Genomic DNA, 18104 nt, shown 5'->3' with positions numbered 1-18104 from the left:
TCTGATGGCGGATGCCAGGTAACATAGATATCCCCCCCAGTAAGGGTGGACAAGTGTTTATTTTTTCCGACTATTAACAGAGAGAATATTATGAGCGTTGTGCCTGTAGCCGACGTACTCCAGGGCCGTGTCGCCGTTGACCAAGAAGTCACCGTGCGCGGATGGGTGCGTACTCGCCGAGATTCTAAAGCTGGCATCTCCTTCCTTGCCGTCTATGACGGTTCCTGCTTTGATCCTGTACAGGCCGTCATTAATAATTCTCTGCCCAATTACAATGATGACGTTCTGCGCCTGACAACGGGTTGTTCCGTTATCGTAACCGGTGTTGTTGTGGCATCACCTGGTCAGGGTCAGAGTTTCGAAATTCAGGCCTCAGCCATTGAAGTCACTGGCTGGGTTGAAGATCCCGACACCTACCCAATGGCGGCAAAACGTCACAGCATCGAATACCTGCGTGAAGTGGCGCACCTGCGTCCACGCACCAACCTTATTGGTGCGGTTGCCCGCGTGCGTCATACGCTGGCGCAGGCGCTGCATCGTTTCTTCGACGAGCAGGGTTATTTCTGGGTGTCTACCCCACTGATCACCGCGTCCGATACGGAAGGCGCGGGTGAAATGTTCCGCGTCTCTACGCTGGACATGGAAAACCTGCCGCGTACGCCAGAAGGTAAAGTGGACTATGACAAAGACTTCTTCGGTAAAGAGGCCTTCCTGACGGTTTCTGGTCAGCTCAACGGTGAAACTTACGCCTGCGCGCTGTCCAAAATCTACACCTTTGGTCCTACCTTCCGTGCAGAAAACTCCAACACCAGCCGTCACCTGGCGGAATTCTGGATGCTGGAGCCTGAAGTGGCGTTCGCAGATCTGGATGATATCGCAGGTCTGGCAGAAGCGATGCTGAAATATGTCTTCAAAGCGGTGCTGGAAGAGCGTCCTGATGACATGAAATTCTTCGCAGAGCGTGTCGACAGCGATGCAGTCGCACGTCTGGAGCGTTTCGTCTCAGCAGATTTCGCGCAGGTGGACTACACCGACGCGGTGGCCATCCTCGAGAAATGCGGTGAGAAGTTTGAGAACCCGGTTTACTGGGGCGTTGACCTGGCGTCTGAGCACGAGCGTTACCTGGCCGAGAAGCACTTCAAAGCACCGGTTGTGGTGAAAAACTACCCGAAAGACATTAAGGCCTTCTATATGCGCCTTAACGAAGACGGTAAAACCGTTGCGGCGATGGACGTCCTGGCACCGGGCATTGGTGAAATCATCGGTGGTTCTCAGCGTGAAGAGCGTCTTGACGTACTGGACGCACGCATGGAAGAGATGGGCCTTAATCCTGCGGATTACAGCTGGTATCGCGATTTACGCCGTTACGGTACCGTCCCGCATGCCGGTTTTGGTCTGGGCTTTGAGCGTCTCATCGCCTATGTCACCGGTGTTCAGAACGTCCGTGACGTTATTCCATTCCCACGCACACCGCGTAACGCCAGTTTCTAATCGACTGAATATCAAATGGCCAGCAATTGCTGGCCATTATTTTATTCTGCATTGTCAGTTTTCGTCAGCGCAAAGTCAGCATTTTTAAACCACAACCCCGTTACAACCACTACCTGTTACGTTTTGTTTCCACGAAACATCTGCGCACAAAAAATAAACCCTATTCTTATTGCGCTTATTGCAATCTGAAGCAATAGCACAAAATTCAACCAGTTTTACAGCCATCCAGAAGTCTTTTTCGGGTCATAAGAAAAAATGAGCCGTTTGGCTTCTGTTTATACGAATTGCCTTTATCTAAATTAATTATAAGCTTTTCATATAGATATCAAAGTATCTGCCGTTTAATTCGCCAGTGGACGCTGAAATTTGAGGTGGTTCACAAAGTTCCGAAAAATACACATTTAGTTACACATGATTTCTTTTTGTAACTTAATCTTGAGAATTGTAGCACTTTCAGGCTAGCGAAACGGTTCTATGAATGGAAAGATGCCTGTCAGATACATAAAGACACCTAACTCTCATCAATAGTTCCGGAAATATTTATTGACAGAATTTATTGACGGCAGTGGCGAGTGTCATAAAAAAACCAATGAGGGTAATAAATAATGATGAAGCGCAATATTCTGGCAGTGGTAATCCCTGCCCTGCTGGTAGCCGGTGCAGCTAACGCTGCAGAAATCTATAACAAAAGCGGCAACAAACTGGATCTGTACGGGAAAGTGGTTGGTGAGCACGACTTCGTTACCTCTGGTGACAACACTGACAGCAACGACGCTACCTATGCTCAGATCGGTTTCAAAGGCGAGACTCAAATTAACGACCAACTGACTGGTTTCGGTCAGTGGGAATACCGTGCTCTGGCAAGCCAGGCAGAAAGCAACCAGACTCAGCGTACCCGTCTGGCGTTCGCCGGTCTGAAAGCGGGTGATGCAGGTTCCATCGACTACGGCCGTAACTACGGTATCGTATACGACGTAGAATCTTACACCGATATGGCGCCATCTTTCTCAGGTATGACCTGGGCAAACTACTCTGACAACTTCATGACTGGCCGTAACTCTGGTCTCCTGACTTACCGCAACTCTGACTTCTTCGGTCTGGTTGACGGTCTGAGCCTGGGCCTGCAGTATCAGGGCAAAAACGAGCGTACTGACGTGAGAACCGCTAACGGTGACGGTTTCGGTACCTCTGTAGGTTATGAGTTCGGTGAAGGTTTCGGCCTGATCGGCGCATACAGCAACTCTGACCGTACTGACGCGCAATCCGCAGACGGCAAAGGCGAGAAAGCGGAAGCATGGGCTGTTGGTGCTAAATACGATGCGAACAACATCTACCTGGCAACCACCTATGCTGAAACGCGTAACATGACCCGTGAAGACGACGGTTCTTTCGCAAACAAAACGCAGAACTTCGAAGTTATCGCTCAGTACCAGTTCGACTTCGGTCTGCGCCCATCCGTGTCCTACGTGCAGTCTAAAGGTAAAAACCTTGCACAACGTGGCACCTTCGCTGGCGGCGATGCTGACCTGCAGAAATTCGTTGAACTGGGTGCAACTTACTACTTCAACAAAAACTTCAACATCTATGTTGATTACCAGCTGAACCTGATCGACGACACCGACTACTCTCGTAGCGTGGGTATCGTGAACGGTAAAGACGACCAGGTTGCAATGGCTGTAACCTACCAGTTCTAATCAGTACACCACGTTGTTATATGCTTAATGAACAGGGCTTCGGCCCTGTTTTTTTTATGTCTGATAGCAAAAAATGGCGACTTTTGAAAAGCCGCACGCTTTTTGTCGCAAACGGTTGGCATTTTGTAAATCTACCGTTAACCTGATAGCGGATTTCACTTCTGTAATCACAATGGAACTTCGTCATGTTTGAGAACATTACCGCCGCTCCTGCCGACCCTATTCTGGGCCTGGCCGATCTGTTTCGTGCCGACGACCGCCCTGGTAAAATCAACCTGGGTATTGGTGTATATAAAGATGAAACCGGCAAAACCCCGGTGCTGACCAGCGTTAAAAAAGCTGAGCAGTATCTGCTGGAAAATGAAACCACCAAAAATTACCTCGGTATTGATGGTATCCCTGAATTTGGTCGTTGCACTCAGGAACTGCTGTTCGGCAAAGGCAGTGCAATTGTGAGCGACAAGCGTGCGCGTACAGCACAGACTCCTGGCGGTACCGGCGCGCTGCGCGTCGCGGCGGATTTCCTTGCGAAAAACACCTCTGTTAAGCGTGTCTGGGTGAGCAACCCAAGCTGGCCAAACCACAAGAGCGTATTCAACTCTGCAGGCCTGGAAGTCCGCGAATATGCTTACTACGACGCGGCTAACCACTCTCTGGACTTCGACGGTCTGCTGGCCAGACTGAACGAGGCTCAGGCGGGTGATGTGGTGCTGTTCCACGGCTGCTGCCACAACCCAACCGGTATTGATCCAACGCTGGAACAGTGGGAACAGCTGGCGAAGCTCTCCGTAGAAAAAGGCTGGCTGCCGCTGTTTGACTTTGCATACCAGGGCTTCGCCCGTGGTCTGGAAGAAGATGCGGAAGGTCTGCGCGCTTTTGCTGCCGTGCATCAGGAACTGATCGTGGCAAGCTCTTACTCCAAGAACTTCGGTCTGTACAATGAGCGTGTCGGTGCCTGTACGCTGGTTGCGGCGAATACTGAAACCGTTGATCGTGCATTCAGCCAGATGAAATCCGTGATCCGCGCTAACTACTCTAACCCGCCTGCACACGGTGCCTCTGTCGTTGCGACTATCCTGAGCAACGATGCACTGCGTGCTATCTGGGAACAAGAGCTGAACGATATGCGTCAGCGTATTCAGCGCATGCGTCTGCTGTTTGTGAACACCCTTGCGGAGAAAGGCGCTGACCGTGACTTCAGCTTTATTATTAAGCAGAACGGTATGTTCTCTTTCAGCGGCCTGACCAAAGAACAGGTTCTGCGTCTGCGTGAAGAGTTTGGCGTCTACGCCGTGGCGTCTGGCCGCGTCAACGTTGCAGGCATGACCCCAGACAATATGGCGCCGCTGTGCGAAGCCATCGTCGCCGTGCTGTAAATTGCACCCATAAAAAAAGCCTGCATAATGCAGGCTTTTTTTTATTCTGGTTACCAGACAGGCATTTCGTCCTGAAGGAACGGGTTATGGAGTCGTTCATAACCCAGCGTCGACATCGGACCGTGTCCAGGGATAAACGTCACATCATCGCCCAGCGGCAACAACTTCTGTTTAATCGACTGAATCAGCTGTCCGTGGTCGCCACGTGGAAAATCGCTGCGTCCTACGCCACCTTTGAAAATCACATCGCCGGAAATCAGCAGACGGGACTGGTCATCAAAGAAGACAATATGGCCTGGCGTATGCCCAGGACAATGCAACACCTGTAAAGTCACATTCCCTACGTTAACGCGCTCTCCTTCATTTAGCCAGCGATCGGGCGTCAGAGGCAGACACTCATCAAGGCCAAACATGCGGCTCTGGGCTGGTAAACCCTGCAGCCAGAACTCATCTTCTTTTTCCGGACCGATCACAGGCACACCGAAGTGCTGTGCCAGCTCCGCCGCCGCACCAACATGATCAAGATGACCATGCGTCAGTAAAATCTGCATCAGCGAGACACCGCTATCAGCGACTTCCTGCTTGATTTTCTCAGCGTCACCGCCGGGATCGACAAGCGCGGCCAGTTTGGTTTGCTCACACCAGATTAATGAACAATTCTGGGAGAATGCAGTAACCGGAATAATACGATAGTTCATACTGCTCCTGTGTTTCGTTATTACCAGTGCCGGACCGGACCGGTATCAATATGCACAAAGTTGCTACTTGGGTAATATCCTACACCACCTGCGCGCATAGATAACGCAGCTTTGCGAATATTGGCTAACGAAACGCCTTCAATATGGAAATCCATTGCCTGTCCCTTCGTGTGATAGCTTTTTTTCGCTACCCCACGGCTGTGGGCGCGCAGTTCATTATTGGTATCAACTGAGCGATAACCAGAAATAAGCTGCACTGGCTTGCTGGTACCCAGCAGGCCCTGAAGGCGGAATAACTGATCAAACAGTCCTGGGTCGATGGCTTTTATTTTATTCGCGCGGAAATCACGGAAAAAATGGTTAAGTCTTGCTAATTCATCCTGAATATAGCCTCTGCCATCGAAGAACTCCGCTTTTAACGACTCACCGGTGTGGAGATTGTTGAGCGTTAAAACTCGCGGACGAGGTGTCGAGAGGGTGGCAAATGCTGGCGTCGGCAAGATGGCCGCTGCGCCGAGCGCAACACCACCTAACGCCAGCAGTTTGCGGCGATTAGCGTCAAATTTGTCCATGATAATCAGGTCTACAGGTCAATGTTTATCGTAAATATGCTTAGCGCACGAAGGGCACCTTAACTGGCAAAGCCGACTACGTCAAGGCACCCAACCCCAGTAAATACGCGGCCTCCAGCCATATAGCCCCGTATTCACCATTACTTACGACAACCTATTTTCCCGAACTGCTTCATTTACCTGATTAATTGTTCAGCTTTTGGCAAAATTTGTGCGCCGGATCGCGCCGTGAGATCATAATTGTAAATATCTGTACGATACTGCGTCCGCCCGTCCTCACCCACAAACGCCGTCAGATAATAAAGATTGACCGGAATATTATGGCGAATATTAACGTAACGCGTATCCCCCTGCTTCAGGGCGTCAGAGATGCGCGTATCGTTCCAGCCTGCATCCTGCAACAGCATATTAGCCAGCTCCGAGGCTTTATTGACACGCACACAGCCTGAACTTAGCGCGCGGGTGTCTTTCTGGAACAGATTGTGGTTCGGCGTATCGTGCAGATAGATAGCATCTGAACTCGGCATATTGAACTTGTAGCGTCCGAGCGAGTTATGCGCACCGGGTGCCTGCTGGAACCGGAATGGCAGATTAGACGCGGTAATGGTTGACCAGTCGACCATATAGGGGTCTATCGCCTCTTTGCTGTTCCAGCCGCGCATCACCGTATAGCCATGGCGTTCCAGGTAACCCGGATCGTTCCAGACCTTGGGCAGAATGTCTTTACGCGCCAGCGTCGGCGGTACGTTCCACGGCGGGTTAACCACCACGTTGTTCAGGGCACTGCTCATCATCGGCGTTTTGCGATCGGGACGTCCCACAATCACGCGTGACGCCAGCACTTCACTGCCGTTCTGGTAATAGACCAGCGAATACGCCGGAATATTCACCATGATGCCGGTAGAGAGGGTCCCTGGCAGCAAGCGTAAACGCTGGATATTGAGCGCCAGCACCCCTGCACGCTGCGCAGGTGAGACGTTCAGCCAGTCGCGCGTTGACTGGCCAATCACGCCATCAGCACCCAGCCCCTGAGCAGCCTGAAACTGCTTAACCGCTGCAACCAGCTCCCGATCGTAGGCCGCGGGCTTATCACTCAGAACGGCGGCTTTTTTCTCTTTCACCGGGGCTGACGGGCTGACAACGACGCTTTGCGCATCGTCACCCGGCAGGGCAATTTTAGGCCCGCTATCCAGAATACCGGAGCGTTTGAGGATCTCACGCAGGGCAGGCACATCGCTGCTCCACTGTCCAGGACGCAGCGTCGCGGTACCACGCATCTGCGGCCATGGACGTGAATCCCCGACCAGTTCCAGAAGCGACTGATGCATGGTCGCGTATTGCGGATGTGCCGGCGCGAGGCTCGCAATAAAGCGCGGCAGATCGCCACTATCCAGCGCCAGTTGCCACTGGTTAATTACCGACAGTGCCGGAGTCGCCAGCTTGTAAGGCTTATCGCTGTACAACCAACGGTTACCATTGACCGGAATACCGGCCACAAACTGGAGATACCCCATCATGGCATCGGAAAGCACCACGTCCCGCGCCTGCCCGGTGACAGCAGGATCGGTTAAGAGCTCAACCCATTTTGTGAACTGCGGCTGGAACCCTGCAATGGCGACTTCTGCCAGCTGTTGCTGGAAGGCGCGCACCGCATCACGGTTTTCCCACATGGGTTTCATGTCACGCGCCGCATAGAGCAGCGTGAGCTGACTGGTATAGACAGGCGTGTAGCCTGCTGGCAGCCCAGACAGCAGCTGCTGGCGAAGCGATTCCGCGTCGATGCCTTCTGGCAACGGTTTAATACCGGCCATGATGGCCGTCGCAGGAGACTGCTCCAGCGGTTGAGACAGCGACGTTGGCTGTGTGCCAGTCGTTGCTGTGCTGTCAGTCGGCACAATTTCAGGCTCGTCGGCCTGAGCGGTTAACAGTGGAGCAAACGTCACTGCCAGGCATAAACTTAGCGCAGACAGCTGACGACCACATTTTTTCTTTAGCAACATCCCTTGCCCCCTGTTTTCACGACATGCCCATCACGTTGGGGCTTTCTTTTATTATAGGGTGACGGCAAACCTGTTGCCTTACCTTATGTAAAGAAGTTTAAAGATAACGCAGCCTTAAACACAAGTTAAGCGAAAAAAAAAGCGGCGCTGGTGCGCCGCTCACGGTTAGAAAACGCCTCAGGACGCGTCTGCCGTTGTTTCCGGTAAGGATTCTGGCGGCTGTGGGGCAAAACCGCGTAACCCGACCACGTGAACGTGTTCGGTATTCTGGAATACCTTACGCACCAGTTTATACGTGGTGCCTTTCTCAGGACTGATGTTCTCCGGCGCAGCGATAATGAGCTGCATATCAAGACGCTCACAGAGTTCAAACAGCGTGGCAATTGAGCGGGCGTCAAGACGCGCCGCTTCATCCAGGAACAGCAGTCGACATGGGGAGATATCTTTGCCGCGCAGACGACGTGCTTCATCTTCCCAGCTCTGGACCACCATCACCAGAATCGACATCCCGGTACCGATAGCTTCACCGGTAGAGAGTGCACCGGACTCCGCACGGAGCCAGCCGTCTGAACCACGGTTAACCTCCACTTCCATTTCCAGGTAGTTACGGTAATCCAGGAGCTCTTCACCAATGGTTTGCGGCGTGCGTTGCCCCATGTCAATCTGCGGATTAAGGCGTTGATACAGTTTCGCCAGCGCTTCGGAGAAGGTCAGACGGTTGCTGTTGAACAGATCCTGATGCTGTTCGTGCTGTTCAGACAACACTTCCAGCAGCGTCGAGTGCGCTTCACGCACGTTCACGTTCAGACGCACGCTGTTTACCTGACCAAACGATACGCTCTGCAAGCCCTGGTTCAGCTGGCGAATTCGGTTCTGCTCGCGCTGGATGGTTTTACGGATGATATTCGCCACGCTGCGGGAACTGATAGCCAGCTTCTGCTCGCGGGAGGTCAACTCTTCCGTCAGGCGGCCCAGTTCGATTTCCATCTGCTCAATGGCTTCGACCGGATCGTCGGTACGAATGATGTCCTGACGAATACGCTCACGCAGGTGCTGATAAACGGCTACGAAGAACTGGATCTTACGCTCAGGGCGTTTCGGATCTTCGGACATACGCAGCACATCGCGCAGGTGTTCGTTATCCGCCACTGCCAGACGCAAGGCACCCAGCGCCTTATCCGACATAGAGCGCAGTTCATCCGCAGAGAGATAGGCCAGCTCGCGACGATGCAGACGGCGTTCAACGTTATTGTCTTTCACCATCCGCATGACGGCGCACCAGCCCGCCTTCGCGGTCACGACCTGCTCACGCATTTCGTGATAATCACGCTCCAGCTTGCGCAGGCGACGAGTCAGGTTATCCATTTCCGCTTCACAGAAGGTCAGCGCTTTTTCCAGCTGATTACGACGTGCGCGGTTATTACTGAGCTGCGCATGCAGTTCATCACGACGGATACGCGCCCGCTCTTCTGCTCCGCTGTCAGCACGGACGCCAATGTCCTGTAACTCTTTCTGAAGATCGTTTAACAGCTCTTTCTTGGTGTCGAAGGAGCTTTTCAGCGAGGCCAGGACCTGATTGTACTGGTTCAGCTGTGCCGAGTGGCTACGCATCGCGTCACGGGCGCGAGTACGTTCCGCTTCAGCCTGTTCAAGGCGCTGACGCAGCTTCTCATTGAGATCGCTGTTACCGCTCAGCATCTCCGCGGAATCGGAGTAGCCGAAGTGAGCCCGGCGCTGCACAACTTCAGTCAGGGCAAACGCCTGCTGGCGCGCTTCGCGCTGCACCTGCTGCGACCAGGCATAATCTTCTTTTAACTGCTCGAACTGCTCCGGATCGCTCTGCAACACGGAGACCATTGGTTCGAGCTTCGCCAGCTGATTACCGTACTGCTGAACAAAACGTGCCGCTTCCTGAGCTTCATCCAGACGTTCCTGAATCTCATCCACGCGGTCAGCCAGCGTGTCATCTGCCAGCAGATTCAGGCGAGGCAGGATGCGGTTAAGGGCCGCAACGCCCTCTTTCGCCTGTTCGAACTGAACGCGGCTTTGCTGGTTGTCATTTTCATGGTTTGAGATCGCACGCTCAAGCTCGCCGCGACGGGTGTTGAGCTTGCGAATTTCGGCTTCCGGGTCAGCTTCAAACGCCACGCCCAGATGGCTGCCGATAAAGCGGCTGAACGCCTGATGAAGACGCTGGGTTTTCTGCACGTCAAACGACAGGGTCGCAAAACGTTCAGACAGCTTCTCACGCTCGGCGTGCAGACTTTCAATCCGGTTTTCACGCGCTGCGCGACCAAACAGCGGAAGCTCAGGGAAGCGAGAATAACGCCACTGACGATCGGCGATTTTGACGACAACCGCTTTTTCCAGCTCATCGACGCTGAATACGCTGTCATCGAACGACTGCGGGTCCCCTTCGATTAAATAGAGGTCTTCCGGGCAATCTTCCAGCCCTGCCAGCTGGTCAGCAATCAGCGACAGATCCGGGACCACAATCGCATTACGTGATGGGCCATACAGGGCTGAGAAGTACGGCGCATCGTCCAGACCGACATCGTCATAGATTTCGGACAACAGCACGCCGCCAAAACGTTCAGCCAGGGCGTTCAGACGTGAGTCTTCCGAACCACCAGGCTGGCTTAAACGCTCAATCTCTTCATCGATCTCACGTTTACGGGCGCCGACTTCATCGCGCTCAACAATCGCCTCGCGCTCGCGCTCCAGCAATTGTTGCAGATATTCGGTCACGTCCTGGCTGGACTCAAACTGTTCGCCGCACTGTTCACTGAGCTGGTTCAGGCTGCTTTGGGCAGCCAGCCAGACTGGTGCACGCTGCAGCAGCACCTTAGAACGGGACTGCAGCTGCTCCATCTCCTGGCGCAGCGTCATGCGCTGTTCACTGGCGTTGGATACGGAATCGGAAAGCGCAGCAATACGCGCCTCGAGCTCCTGATGCAGAGCTTCAAGATCGTCGAAATCGTAATTTTTGCCCTGGCGCTTACAGAACTCCGCCAGCATACGCTCGGCTTCCTGTTGTTCGCGAAGACGCTGTTCCAGTTCGTTCAGGCGCATACGCAGCGGCTGAACCTGCTCGGCCAGATGGCGCTGGTTCACACCGTCGCGCAGCAGTTCACGGGCAACTTCCCACGCTTCGTTACGCGCAAGCGGTCCGTTAATTGCCACAACCAGCTGGTACGCTTGCTCAAACTGACTGTGCGCCGTTTGCGCGACGCTCATCTTCTGTTCAAGCGAGAGCAGTTTCTCGGTCGCTTCCTGCTCTTTGGCCTGGAAGGTATCCAGCCACTGGTCAGCGCTTTCCGGGGTGAGGTCAGGCAGATGACACAGCTCTTTTGCACGCTGTAACGCCTGAAGTGCCTGGGTATACTGAATTGCACGCGTCTGCTGCACGTCCAGCGCCTGCTGGTAATCGGCCAGCTGATTTTTCAGCTCATCCACTTCCAGCTCGGCGGCCTCGGCACGTGCTTCGTTCTCTTCCTGCATGTCGGCAGCTTCCGCCACCACTTCATTTTGCTCTTCGAGACGAATTTGCAGCTCATCGAGATCCGCTTCGTAGCGCTCGATCTTCTCCTGCTGACGCAGGGCGGTCTGCACCAGGTTCAGGTGATCGCTGGCAGCCTGGTAATCGGCTTCCAGATCGCCTTCGGCGCCGTTGTGCTCGCCCAGTTCACGCGCCATTTCGACGTGCTTATACTGCTCAGCCACCAGCTGTTTACGGGAGGTAAATAGCTCGCGGCGGTACTCTAACGCCTGATCGAGATGGACACGACGTTCATTGGCGTGACGCATATAGTCCGCCGCCACGTAGTTGGTGGCCTCGCTAATCAGGTGCTTAAACAGGTCACGGTCAGACTGCGTCACGCGAATGGCTTCGAGCGTCATGCGGTTTTCACGCAGCGCGGCTTCCATATCCTGGAAGGCCTTACGCACGCCGCTGTTTTCCGGTAACAGGTAGTCGCGCAGGGAGCGGGTAATGGCGCTGGAGATACCACCGTACAGCGATGCTTCGATCAAACGGTAGTATTTGCTACGGTCAGACGCGCTGCGCAGACGACGCGCCACAACGCCCAGATCGAACATCAGGGAGTGGTAATCCGTAATGGAGTTGAACTGCTTGAACTGCACGCCTTCGATGGTTTCGAGCTTATCTTTCAGCTCCTGCAGCGTCAGCACGCGCGCCTGGCGCTCATTCAGGGTTTCCGTCAGCAGCGCTGTGGGCTGCATGGAGGTTGGCAGCCCCTGGATGGCAAACGGTTTAATGTCCACTTTACGGTCACGGCCTGCGACCTGCTGCAGACGTACCCCCACCACCACACGCTGATGTCGGGAGTTAATCACGTCCAGAACCGAATAACAGACGCCTGCTTTGAGCTTACCGTGCAGGCCTTTATCGCGAGAGCCGCTGGTCGCGCCCGCTTCGGTGGTGTTACGGAAATGGAGCAGCGTCAGATCGGGGATCAGTGCCGTAACAAACGCCGCCATGGTGGTGGATTTACCCGCACCGTTACCACCGGAGAGCGTCGTAACCAGCTCATCCAGATCGAACGTCCGGGCAAAGAAGCCGTTCCAGTTAATCAGCGTTAGTGAGCGAAATTTACCGCGTTCAATCATTACTCTTCCTCCCCGCTATCCGGCAGATTCTCTTCATGCTCATCGTCGAGCTGCAAATGGTTTTCCACCGGCATCGCTTCACCGTCGCGGATCATGCGAAGCTGCGCTTCACGCGCATCGTCGCCCGCACGCACATCGGCGCCGAAGCGGAAGACAGATTCCGTGATGCGGAATTTGCTGCTGTCATGGCCCATAAACCAGACCATGCCCAGACGACGCAGACGGTTAAGGGAAGAGCGAACTTTTTCCTGCAATTTCTGGCGGTCAAGATCCGAGCCGGTGGAGCGGTTGTTCACCAGCTTAAGCAGCTTGCTCTCATCCGCCAGCGCCAGCAGCTCGTCGTAAAGCTCCTGCTGGGTGAAGATGCCTTCATTTGCCAGACGCTCCGGGCTGAGATAGAGGTAGCAAAGAATTTTGCCGACCATCATATCCAGTTCAGAGAGCACGGAACGCGGAATCAGGGTTGTGGAACGTGGACGCAGGTAGAAAAACCCTTCCGGTGCGCGGATAAGCTCCACGTTATAGCGGGCGTAAAACTCCTCCAGGTACTCCTGGAAGTCCATCAAAAAGGCGTGATTGTCCAGCTCGTCTAAGCCAATGTGACGACCGGCACGCAGTTGGCTGTCCAGCGCCGGAAACAACGGATTCGCCAGCGCCTGTGCCAGCTTAACTGGCATCACTTGTTCAATATTTGTCAATGACATGCGCCTGTACCTTGGCTCCGTAATCGTTAATCGGCTGCCACTTCGGCGGCAGCCCGGTGAAATCTGCTTGCGCGACGCCCAGACGCACGGCCTGGTCTACCACGATGCGGGCGATGTCGAAGTGGCGCGCGCGAGGATATTGCGCCAGATAGTCGCGCACCACGAGCCCAAGATCCAGCGGCACTTGTCTGGTTTTGTAGACAGCGAGCTGTTCTTCGATCATCGCCGCAAGTTGCTCACGAATTTCGTTGAACTCTTCATATTCCAGATCCGGTGGCAGTTCACCGGTCACTTCTTCATCGCGCAGGGCCATCTCTTCGTCGCGCATATCCAGCAGACGATCGGCACTGGCGTAAGTCAGCGCCCATGGCGCATCGAAATAGGTCTGTACCGACTGGCGCAGACGCTGAGCAAAGACGCGGTTTTTATCCATATCGATCGCGGTACGGATAAATTTATGCACGTGACGGTCATAACCGATCCACAGGTCAATCGACTGCTGACCCCAGCTGATAATACGATCGAGTTTGCTCTGCAGATCGAACACCAGACGGTCAATAAAATGCAGATCGTCATGGGCCATGGTCGCATCCTGGATGCGCAGGAGGTTCGCCTGAAGCTTATCCCCTGCGGCTTCCAGCGTATCCTGCAGTTCACGCAGCGTACCCGAGGTTTCCGACAGCAACATTTCACAGCTGGAGATGGCCGCACGCCAGTCTTTATTCAGCAACTGTGCGATATCGTCTTTTACCTGTTGCTGCTGTTCATCCATCAGACGCTGGGTCAGATCGATGCTGTCGAAAATCTCTGCCACCGAATATTTCAGCGGCGCATAGACGTTACGGTGCCAGTGGAATTCGTCACCGTTTTCATCCGCTGCATCGGCGGCGCGCTTAAGTTCACCCGCCACAATCGAGAGCTGCATGGAAAGACGCAGCGTGGAAAATTCACGCTGGCGGATGTAGTAATCGGTGATGCCGATACCCAGTGGCGTCAGACGATAGATGGCGTTTCCTTCCGCCTGCTCGCTGGTAAAGCGGTTCAGCAGACGTTGACGCACCATATCGTTGATTGCGTTGTTGGCACGCACGCTAATGGTTTCGCTGGTTTGCTCAAACGCATCACTGACATGGCGGAACGCATCCACCAGTTCACCCTCGCTCATTTCACCATCCAGCCGTTCGCCGTTCAGCGTGGCAACCGCCAGCAGGAAAGAGAGTCTGTCTACCGGCAGCGAGATGGAGAAATCGTTTTTCCTGGCCCAGGCAACCAGTTCGGGGACTGTCTGGGAAAATTCACTCATAGGTTATCCTTGCATCTGCGGCTTGTGCGCGGTGACGTGAATATAGCGGCCAAGACTGACAAAAGGTTCCTGACGGCAATACCGCGTTTCTAATTCTGTTAAGGTGTCAAAACAGTCACGCTGTTTGTGTTTTTCACGCAGATAATCATGAAACACCCTGACGCCCGTTTTCCCGGTTATCTGCCAGCCAATCTCTTCCAGCCAGCCATACACCTGCTGCGGATCGCGCGGATAATCCGGGGAAAGCGTGCGTTTTTTCTTTTTTGGCATCCCGACCTGAACATAGTCGAAGTTACCCGCAACCATGTTGTGCATCAGGAAGCCGTTAGCATTGTAGAACATCAGTGACAGCGTACCGCCCGGGCGCAACATCGACCACAGGGTGCGTAACACGCTTTGCGGATCGGCAACCCACTCCAGCACTGCATGAAACAATATCAGATCAACCTGGGTTTCCAAATGCTGTGCGATGTCCTGAGCGGCGCATTGTATAAAATGCATGTTGTCGCTCACACCTTTCTCTTCTGCGGCACGCGTCGCACGCGCGATCATCTCAGCAGAAAGATCGCAAAGCGTTACGTGATGACCGCGCTGGGCCATTTTAATAGCCGTCTGCCCTTCACCGCCGCCAGCGTCCAGCACGCGCAACGTTTGCCCCTCAAACGAGGCCAGGATGTTGTCCAGATCCTGCCAGAGGATCGTCTGACGCAACTGCCCTTTCGTGGTGCCATAAATGTTGCGCGAAAACTTTTCCGCGATGTCATCAAAATTGCGATCCCGCATTGGGAGAGTTCCACTCGCTAACTGCAAAACCGCTATTTTGTCACACCCGCGCGGAGAATGAACCTCTCTGGTGTAATATCACGAGTAATCACCTGCTATATGGTTAAAAAAGGAACCAAAAAGGATGCTTTTTACCCTGAAGAAATACATTGGGGGGATGATGCTTCCCCTTCCACTGCTGCTTATCATCATTGCGCTGGGGCTGGCGCTGGTGTGGTTTAGTCGCTTTCAGAAAAGTGGCAAAACCCTTATTACCGTCGGCTGGCTGGTTCTGCTGTTGCTGAGTCTGCAACCGGTCGCGGATAGCCTGTTACGCCCTGTCGAAAACAGGTACCCGACATGGCAGGGTCATCAGGAGGTGAAGTATATCGTGGTGCTGGGTGGGGGTTACACCTGGGATCCGAACTGGGCGCCCAGTTCAAACCTGATTAACAACAGCCTGCCTCGACTGAACGAAGGCATTCGCCTGTGGCTGGCGAATCCGGGATCGAAAATGATCTTTACCGGTGCGGCGGCAAAAACAAACCCGGTCAGCACGGCCGAAGCCGGAGCCAGAGTGGCTGAATCGCTGGGTGTACCGCGTTCCGCTATCATCACGCTGGACAGCCCAAAAGACACCGAAGAAGAAGCTGCTGCCGTGAAGCAGGCGATTGGCGATGCCCCGTTCCTGCTGGTTACGTCCGCCTCGCACCTGCCGCGGGCGATGATTTTCTTCGAAAGAGTTGGCCTGCATCCCCTCCCCGCGCCGGCTAACCAGATGGCCATCGACGCGCCGCTTAACCCGTGGGAACGGGCGATCCCGTCCCCGGTGTGGCTGATGCACAGCGATCGTGTCGGTTACGAAACGCTTGGACGCCTCTGGCAATGGCTAAAAGGCGCGTCAGGCGAGCCAGGGCAGGAGTGATTTCGTGGCGAGATCGAAGTTGGCGCGATTAAAACGGCCAGTATTGACCAGTTGCGCCACTTCATCCCAGAGCAGATAGAGCCAGCGGCGCCAGAGAAACGCTTCTGCAACCGGCGCCCGCTGGAGATAATGCCAGAGTAACCCCTCTGCGGCCCCGCTGTCGCTGAGCCTGAACAACTCGTACTCGCGCGGTGCCCAGAGCATGATCCCCGGCCCTACCATTGCCAGAAGCTGGTCGCTGCGAGGGTCTTTCAGCATACTGCGCAGGGTAAAATTGCCGTGAACCAGCACGCAGTTGTCGTTAAAGCCGTCAAACAGCGCGGGCAAACACTCCCGGGTGCGGAACAAAATACGTTTGTCCTGCATGGTCAAACCGGTGTTATTAAACTGGTTAAGGGTGCCCCACAACACTTCGACCCGCTGGCGGTACCACAGTGGCCACAGGTTTTCCTGGGTGCTGTCTACCGGCCCGACGAGCCCACCGCTGTCTTGTCTGTGCCAGCCCAGCAGCGCCTCGACAATCTGATCTTTCAGCTGTTCCCAGCGTTCCGGTGAACGAGCAGGCGCTTCCACAGGCACGCCACGTAACCGCTCAATCAGCAGGACATCAGGGCCGGGGTGTTCTTCATGCGTCATCACGCCATACACCGTCGGCATGCGGACGGTCCCTTGTCGCGCAAGCATCGACATTTTCCAGGCCAGCTGCCTGGCAACGCCCGGCGAGGTAAAACTTCGGGCCATCAGCGGCATTGGGTTTCCCTGGCTGTCATATAACGACCAGAGTGCGGTATCTGCTTTTTCGTTCACACACTCAACCCTGCTTAACTTCTCACCTAGCAGATGGCTCAGTTCAGCACGCAGCTGTTCCATATGAGATTACCCCCATTAAGACTACTGCTTTTATAATGAGCGCGCGGACAGAAGATGTCACCCGACAGAGATCAATTATGGAAAAGAAAGGAAAAATAACCGGGAGAGAACATCCCCCCGTAAGGAGGGATGCGGGCGCTATTAACGCAATTCGGCGCGGACGCGCTCAAGATCTTCCGGGGTGTCAACACCCGTACCTGGCACTTCCTGCGCAACGGCAACGTGGATTTTTTCCCCGTACCAGAGCACGCGGAGCTGCTCCAGCATTTCGATATGCTCCAGCGGGCTGGGTGCCCAGGTGACATAACGACGAATAAAGCCAGCGCGGTAGCCGTAGATCCCCAGATGACGCAGGAATGAATCACCAATGGTCTCTTTTGAAACCGCAAAACGATCACGATCCCAGGGAATAGTGGCGCGAGAGAAGTAGAGCGCATAGCCCTCGGCATCCATCACCACTTTCACCGCGTTCGGATTAAACGCCTCTTCAGCGTGGAGCACAGGTACCGCGAGCGTAGCCATACCGACCTGGCGCTGCGCCAGGTTTTCCGCCACCTGGCGAATAATGACCGCCGGGATCATCGGCTCGTCGCCCTGTACGTTAACGATGACCGTATCATCACTAAAACCGCATTTCTCAACCACTTCTGCCAGCCGCTCTGTGCCGGACTGGTGATCGGCGCGGGTCATGCACACTTCTCCGCCAGCCGCCTCAACCGCACGGGCAACGTCCGGATGATCGGTTGCCACGATAACGCGCTCAGCACCGGACTCACGCGCACGTTCAAGGACATGCACAATCATCGGTTTGCCGTTGATATCCACCAGCGGTTTACCCGGCAGACGGGTTGATGCATAACGCGCAGGAATAATGACAACAAAACTCATGGTTTGCTCTCTTCTGCCACCAGGGAGCGGGCTTCGTTTTCCAGCAATACCGGAATACCGTCGCGCAGCGGGAATGCCAGACTGTCCAGCTTGCAAATCAGCTCTTGTTTGTCCTGGCTGTAGTAAAGTTTGCCGTTGCACACCGGGCAGGCAATAATTTCAAGTAAACGGTGATCCATAGTTCCTCCGTAT

At 54.3% G+C, this 18104-nt stretch carries 14 protein-coding genes; 4 read left to right on the top strand and 10 right to left on the bottom strand.

Translation table 11 applies throughout. The features are described 5' to 3' along the window. Nucleotides 1-90: 90 nt before the first annotated feature. The 3 genes from asnS (at nucleotide 91) to aspC (ending at nucleotide 4561) form a co-directional block, all read left to right on the top strand. The gene (gene asnS / locus QMG44_RS03865; protein WP_086532721.1) at nucleotides 91-1491 is read left to right on the top strand and encodes an asparagine--tRNA ligase; all 1401 of its coding nucleotides are present in this window, start codon (nucleotides 91-93) and stop codon (nucleotides 1489-1491) included. Nucleotides 1492-2096: 605 nt separating this feature from the next. Then, nucleotides 2097-3185: a porin gene (locus QMG44_RS03860; RefSeq protein WP_014169408.1), complete on the top strand. Its 1089-nt coding sequence runs from the start codon at nucleotides 2097-2099 to the stop codon at nucleotides 3183-3185. Between the two features lie 185 nt (nucleotides 3186-3370). Further along, a complete protein-coding gene (gene aspC / locus QMG44_RS03855) occupies nucleotides 3371-4561 on the top strand; it encodes an aspartate transaminase (protein ID WP_086532722.1) in 1191 nt (396 codons plus the stop codon). Between the two features lie 50 nt (nucleotides 4562-4611). On the opposite strand, the gene QMG44_RS03850 is transcribed toward aspC, so the two are convergent. The 7 genes from QMG44_RS03850 to cmoM all read right to left on the bottom strand — a co-directional run bounded on the left by QMG44_RS03850 (nucleotide 4612) and on the right by cmoM (nucleotide 15250). Continuing rightward, the gene (locus QMG44_RS03850; RefSeq protein ID WP_086532723.1) at nucleotides 4612-5259 is read right to left on the bottom strand and encodes an MBL fold metallo-hydrolase; all 648 of its coding nucleotides are present in this window, start codon (nucleotides 5257-5259) and stop codon (nucleotides 4612-4614) included. 20 nt (nucleotides 5260-5279) lie between these two features. Next, complete coding sequence (locus tag QMG44_RS03845; protein ID WP_014169403.1) at nucleotides 5280-5831, bottom strand: YcbK family protein; 552 nt, start codon at nucleotides 5829-5831, stop codon at nucleotides 5280-5282. A 176-nt stretch (nucleotides 5832-6007) separates the two neighbouring features. Continuing rightward, complete coding sequence (ldtD, locus tag QMG44_RS03840) at nucleotides 6008-7831, bottom strand: L,D-transpeptidase (protein WP_014169402.1); 1824 nt, start codon at nucleotides 7829-7831, stop codon at nucleotides 6008-6010. A 177-nt stretch (nucleotides 7832-8008) separates the two neighbouring features. Further along, nucleotides 8009-12460 carry a chromosome partition protein MukB gene (gene mukB, locus QMG44_RS03835; RefSeq protein ID WP_044857323.1) on the bottom strand — a complete coding sequence of 1484 codons (4452 nt, stop codon included), beginning with the start codon at nucleotides 12458-12460 and terminating at the stop codon, nucleotides 8009-8011. Further along, nucleotides 12460-13164 carry a chromosome partition protein MukE gene (mukE, locus tag QMG44_RS03830; protein ID WP_014169400.1) on the bottom strand — a complete coding sequence of 235 codons (705 nt, stop codon included), beginning with the start codon at nucleotides 13162-13164 and terminating at the stop codon, nucleotides 12460-12462. The genes mukB and mukE overlap by 1 nt, the downstream gene beginning before the upstream one ends. Beyond that, nucleotides 13145-14467, bottom strand: a complete 1323-nt coding sequence (gene mukF / locus QMG44_RS03825; protein WP_014169399.1) for a chromosome partition protein MukF — start codon at nucleotides 14465-14467, stop codon at nucleotides 13145-13147. The genes mukE and mukF overlap by 20 nt, the downstream gene beginning before the upstream one ends. Before the next feature lie 3 nt (nucleotides 14468-14470). Then, nucleotides 14471-15250, bottom strand: coding sequence for a tRNA uridine 5-oxyacetic acid(34) methyltransferase CmoM (cmoM, locus tag QMG44_RS03820; RefSeq protein WP_032677804.1), 780 nt, complete (start codon nucleotides 15248-15250; stop codon nucleotides 14471-14473). Nucleotides 15251-15374: 124 nt separating this feature from the next. On the opposite strand from cmoM, the gene elyC reads away from it, so the two are divergent. Continuing rightward, nucleotides 15375-16154 (top strand): envelope biogenesis factor ElyC, encoded by a 780-nt coding sequence (gene elyC / locus QMG44_RS03815; protein ID WP_020884813.1) that lies wholly within the window; start codon nucleotides 15375-15377, stop codon nucleotides 16152-16154. Here elyC and QMG44_RS03810 read toward each other — a convergent pair. The 3 genes from QMG44_RS03810 to ycaR all read right to left on the bottom strand — a co-directional run bounded on the left by QMG44_RS03810 (nucleotide 16131) and on the right by ycaR (nucleotide 18091). Further along, on the bottom strand, nucleotides 16131-17024 hold the full coding sequence (locus QMG44_RS03810) for a YcbJ family phosphotransferase (protein ID WP_014169395.1): 894 nt from the start codon (nucleotides 17022-17024) through the stop codon (nucleotides 16131-16133). The genes elyC and QMG44_RS03810 overlap by 24 nt on opposite strands. Before the next feature lie 141 nt (nucleotides 17025-17165). Next, nucleotides 17166-17912: a 3-deoxy-manno-octulosonate cytidylyltransferase gene (kdsB, locus tag QMG44_RS03805; protein ID WP_014169394.1), complete on the bottom strand. Its 747-nt coding sequence runs from the start codon at nucleotides 17910-17912 to the stop codon at nucleotides 17166-17168. Next, nucleotides 17909-18091: a protein YcaR gene (gene ycaR, locus QMG44_RS03800; protein ID WP_006174474.1), complete on the bottom strand. Its 183-nt coding sequence runs from the start codon at nucleotides 18089-18091 to the stop codon at nucleotides 17909-17911. The genes kdsB and ycaR overlap by 4 nt, the downstream gene beginning before the upstream one ends. Nucleotides 18092-18104: the final 13 nt, after the last annotated feature.

Origin of the sequence: Enterobacter sp. 200527-13 (assembly GCF_027924865.1) — a bacterium.
Taxonomy (GTDB): Bacteria; Pseudomonadota; Gammaproteobacteria; order Enterobacterales; family Enterobacteriaceae; genus Enterobacter; species Enterobacter ludwigii.
The sequence above is the reverse complement of the archived record's forward strand: the minus strand, read 5'-3'. Positions and strand labels throughout refer to the sequence as shown.

Bases quoted from the DNA above. Each gene is read 5' to 3' on its own strand.
- QMG44_RS03845 (WP_014169403.1), bottom strand. From the start codon at position 5,831: ATGGACAAATTTGACGCTAATCGCCGCAAACTGCTGGCGTTAGGTGGT.
- ycaR (WP_006174474.1), bottom strand. From the start codon at position 18,091: ATGGATCACCGTTTACTTGAAATTATTGCCTGCCCGGTGTGCAACGGC.
- aspC (WP_086532722.1), top strand. From the start codon at position 3,371: ATGTTTGAGAACATTACCGCCGCTCCTGCCGACCCTATTCTGGGCCTG.
- mukF (WP_014169399.1), bottom strand. From the start codon at position 14,467: ATGAGTGAATTTTCCCAGACAGTCCCCGAACTGGTTGCCTGGGCCAGG.
- QMG44_RS03860 (WP_014169408.1), top strand. From the start codon at position 2,097: ATGATGAAGCGCAATATTCTGGCAGTGGTAATCCCTGCCCTGCTGGTA.
- mukB (WP_044857323.1), bottom strand. From the start codon at position 12,460: ATGATTGAACGCGGTAAATTTCGCTCACTAACGCTGATTAACTGGAAC.
- mukE (WP_014169400.1), bottom strand. From the start codon at position 13,164: ATGTCATTGACAAATATTGAACAAGTGATGCCAGTTAAGCTGGCACAG.
- QMG44_RS03810 (WP_014169395.1), bottom strand. From the start codon at position 17,024: ATGGAACAGCTGCGTGCTGAACTGAGCCATCTGCTAGGTGAGAAGTTA.
- cmoM (WP_032677804.1), bottom strand. From the start codon at position 15,250: ATGCGGGATCGCAATTTTGATGACATCGCGGAAAAGTTTTCGCGCAAC.
- ldtD (WP_014169402.1), bottom strand. From the start codon at position 7,831: ATGTTGCTAAAGAAAAAATGTGGTCGTCAGCTGTCTGCGCTAAGTTTA.
- elyC (WP_020884813.1), top strand. From the start codon at position 15,375: ATGCTTTTTACCCTGAAGAAATACATTGGGGGGATGATGCTTCCCCTT.
- QMG44_RS03850 (WP_086532723.1), bottom strand. From the start codon at position 5,259: ATGAACTATCGTATTATTCCGGTTACTGCATTCTCCCAGAATTGTTCA.
- kdsB (WP_014169394.1), bottom strand. From the start codon at position 17,912: ATGAGTTTTGTTGTCATTATTCCTGCGCGTTATGCATCAACCCGTCTG.
- asnS (WP_086532721.1), top strand. From the start codon at position 91: ATGAGCGTTGTGCCTGTAGCCGACGTACTCCAGGGCCGTGTCGCCGTT.